Below are 3,314 nucleotides of genomic sequence, written 5' to 3'. Positions count from 1 at the left end.
CGCGAAGCCGTTGAGCGCGGCCTCGTAGACGTAGCGCGGCTCCACCCCGGCAATGGCTGCCACGGAGCGGGGGTTCGCCCCCTCCTTCAGCACCACGATGTACTGGTCCTGGATCGCCCCGGAGGCGGCGGAGAGCACGGGCGCATCCGCTTCGGGCGACGTCACGGGCGTGCGGGTCTCGTCCGCGCAGGCGGCGACGGCGAGCGGGAGGAGCAGGGCGAGCTTCTTCATGCGGGTACTCCGGAGTCGGGGTTTGGCACTGCACCGCCCATGGGGACGCCCACGGAGCCGGCTTCTGGCGGAAACTAAAAGCACGCCTCGGGCCAACCGCACCAAAACAGTAAACCGTTGCTGCAGGCCACCTTGGCCCGACTGGAGCAAACGGATGGACGAACCATTCTGGTGCGACCCGCCCGAACGTGCACCACAACGGTGCACCGTTGTGGTGCACTACGTGTCGCTCACCGGCGCACCGGAATGCACGTGCGCGCGCCGCGGCGGGGCGCCCGTTGCTTGACACTCCCCCGGCCCGCGGGCTACGCTACGCGCTCCGTTGAACCGCCGGAAACCGAGGTCTGCCATCATGTCGTACCACCGCCAGGACGCGCTGGACTACCACAGCTCCGGCCGCCGCGGCAAGATCGCCGTCGTCCCCACCAAGCCCGCCAGCACCCAGCGCGACCTGTCGCTCGCCTACTCCCCGGGCGTGGCGGAGCCGTGCCGCGAGATCGCGCGGGACCCGGAGGAGGTGTTCCGCTACACCGCGCGCGGCAACCTCGTCGCGGTGGTCTCCAACGGGACCGCCGTGCTGGGGCTGGGCGACATCGGCCCGCTGGCGGCCAAGCCGGTCATGGAGGGGAAGGGCGTGCTCTTCAAGCGCTTCGCCGACATCGACGTGTTCGACCTGGAGGTGGGCTCGCCGGACCCGGACGACGTGATCCGCTTCTGCGAGCTGCTGGAGCCCACGGTGGGGGGGATCAACCTGGAGGACATCTCCGCCCCGGCCTGCTTCTACATCGAGGAGGAGCTGAAGCGGCGGCTGGACATCCCCGTCTTCCACGACGACCAGCACGGCACCGCGGTGATCTCCGGGGCCGCGCTCCTGAACGCGCTGGACGTCACCGGCCGGGCCATCGACCGGGTGCGCGTGGTCTTTTCCGGCGCCGGGGCGGCCGCCATCGCCACCGCGGAGCACTACGTCTCGCTGGGAGTGCGGCGCGAGAACGTCTTCATGGCGGACCGGAAGGGGATCGTCCGCACCGACCGCGACCCGGCCGACACGGACCCGTACAAGGCCCGCTTCGCGCAGGACACGGAGCTGGAGACGCTGGCCGACGCCATGGTGGGGGCCGACGTCTTCGTGGGGCTCTCGGTGGCGGGGGCGGTCACGCCGGAGATGGTCCTCTCCATGGCGGAGCGCCCCATTGTCTTCGCGCTCGCGAACCCGGACCCGGAGATCACCCCGGAGGAGGTGGCGCGGGTGCGCCCCGACGCCATCATGGCGACCGGGCGGACCGACTACCCCAACCAGATCAACAACGTCCTGGGCTTCCCCTTCATCTTCCGCGGCGCGCTGGACGTGCGCGCGCGCACCATCAACGACGAGATGAAGATGGCGGCCACCCGCGCGCTGGCGGAGCTGGCGCGGCAGGACGTGCCGGAGTCGGTGGAGCGGGCGTACGGCGACGAGCGCTTCCGCTTCGGGCCGGACTACCTGATCCCCAAGCCCTTCGACCCGCGGATCATGCTCTGGGTGGCCCCCGCGGTGGCGCAGGCGGCCGTGGACACCGGGGTGGCGCGCCAGGCGCTGGACCTGGACGCCTACCGCGGCGAGCTGGAGTCGCGGCTGGGACGGCGGCGCGAGGTGATGCGCGACATCATGAGCCGTGCCCGCCGCGACCCGCGCCGCATCGTCTACCCCGAGGGGGAGAACGAGACCATCGTCCGCGCCGCCGCGCTGGCGGTGCAGGAGGGGATCGCGAAGCCCATCCTGCTGGGCCGCGCCGAGCGGATCCATGCGCGCGGGGCGGAGCTGGGGATCTCGCTGGCCGGGGTGGAGGTGGTGGACCGGCTGGGCGACGAGGAGCGGCTGGAGCGCTATGCGCAGCGGCTCTGGGAGCGGCGCCAGCGAAAGGGGATGACGCTGGCCGACGCCCGCGGCGAGGTGCGCCGCTCCGTCACCTTCGGGTGCATGATGGTGCTGGAGGGCGACGCCGACGGGCTGGTGGCCGGCGAGGACATGTACTACCCGGAGACGATCCGCCCCGCGCTGCAGGCGGTGGGGACGGCCCCCGGCGTGTCGCACGTGGCCGGGCTGTACATGATGGTGCTGGAGCGGGAGATCCTCTTCTTCGCCGACACCACCGTGAACATCGACCCGGACGCGGAGACGCTGGCGGAGATCGCCCGCCTGGCGGCGGGGTTCGTCCGCTGGCTGGGGATCGAGCCGCGGGTGGCGATGCTCTCCTTTTCCAACTTCGGCTCGGTGCAGCACCCGGAGTCCGACAAGGTGCGCCGGGCCACGGAGCTGGTGAAGGCGGCGGACCCCGCCCTCGCCGTGGACGGCGAGATGCAGGTGGAGAACGCCGTGGTCCCGGAGCTGCGCGAGAAGGGGTACCCCTTCAGCACCCTCAAGGGCGCGGCGAACGTGCTGATCTTCCCGGACCTGAACTCCGCGAACATCGCATACAAGCTCATGGCGCGGCTGGGCGGGGCGGAGGCCTTCGGCCCCATCCTGCTGGGGATCGCGCACCCCATCCACGTGCTGCAGCGCGGGAGCGAGGCGGTGGAGGTCGCCAACCTGACCGCCCTGGCCGTGGTGGACGCACAGTCGCGCAAGCCGGCCCCCCAGATCCCGCTGGGGATCGGCTGAGCCGGATGGCGGCGGACACGGTCCGCATCCGCTACCGGCGCCTCCCGGACCGGGAGCAGCTCTTCGAGCAGGCGCTGGTGGAGGACGCGGGGGAGCACGTGGTGACGCTCCTGAAGGCGGCGGGGCTCCCCCGCCCCGTCCGGGCCGCCGGGCGCGTGGTCCTGGAGCCGGGCGCCCCGGTGGTCTGGTTCACCTACCGCGGCGACGTCTGGCACGACGTGGGCCGCTTCCACCTCGCGGACGGCACCTTCACCGGGTGCTACGCCAACGTCCTCACCCCCGTGGGCATGCGGGGGAGCGAGTGGGAGACGACCGACCTGGCGCTGGACGTGTGGTCCGGCGCCGACGGCGCGGTGGAGGTCCTGGACCGCGACGAGTTCGACGAGGCGGTGCGGAACGGCTGGCTCGACGCCGGCACCGCGGCGCGCGCCCTGGCCGAGGC

3 protein-coding genes are annotated in these 3,314 nt (G+C 72.2%); 2 read left to right on the top strand and 1 reads right to left on the bottom strand.

What is annotated here, in order from left to right; genetic code table 11:
• A partial coding sequence (locus VGR37_16795) for a hypothetical protein (GenBank protein ID HEV2149067.1) occupies positions 1-231 on the bottom strand: 231 nt, incomplete at its 3' end.
• A gap of 352 nt (positions 232-583) precedes the next feature.
• Here VGR37_16795 and VGR37_16790 point away from each other — a divergent pair.
• Both VGR37_16790 and VGR37_16785 read left to right on the top strand, forming a co-directional pair.
• Positions 584-2,872, top strand: coding sequence for an NADP-dependent malic enzyme (locus VGR37_16790; GenBank protein ID HEV2149066.1), 2,289 nt, complete (start codon positions 584-586; stop codon positions 2,870-2,872).
• A gap of 5 nt (positions 2,873-2,877) precedes the next feature.
• Positions 2,878-3,314 (top strand): DUF402 domain-containing protein (locus VGR37_16785; GenBank protein HEV2149065.1); only part of this gene is annotated, 437 nt, incomplete at its 3' end.

The sequence above is a fragment of the Longimicrobiaceae bacterium genome (assembly GCA_035936415.1).
Classification (GTDB): Bacteria; Gemmatimonadota; Gemmatimonadetes; order Longimicrobiales; family Longimicrobiaceae; genus JAFAYN01.
The sequence above is the reverse complement of the archived record's forward strand: the minus strand, read 5'-3'. Positions and strand labels throughout refer to the sequence as shown.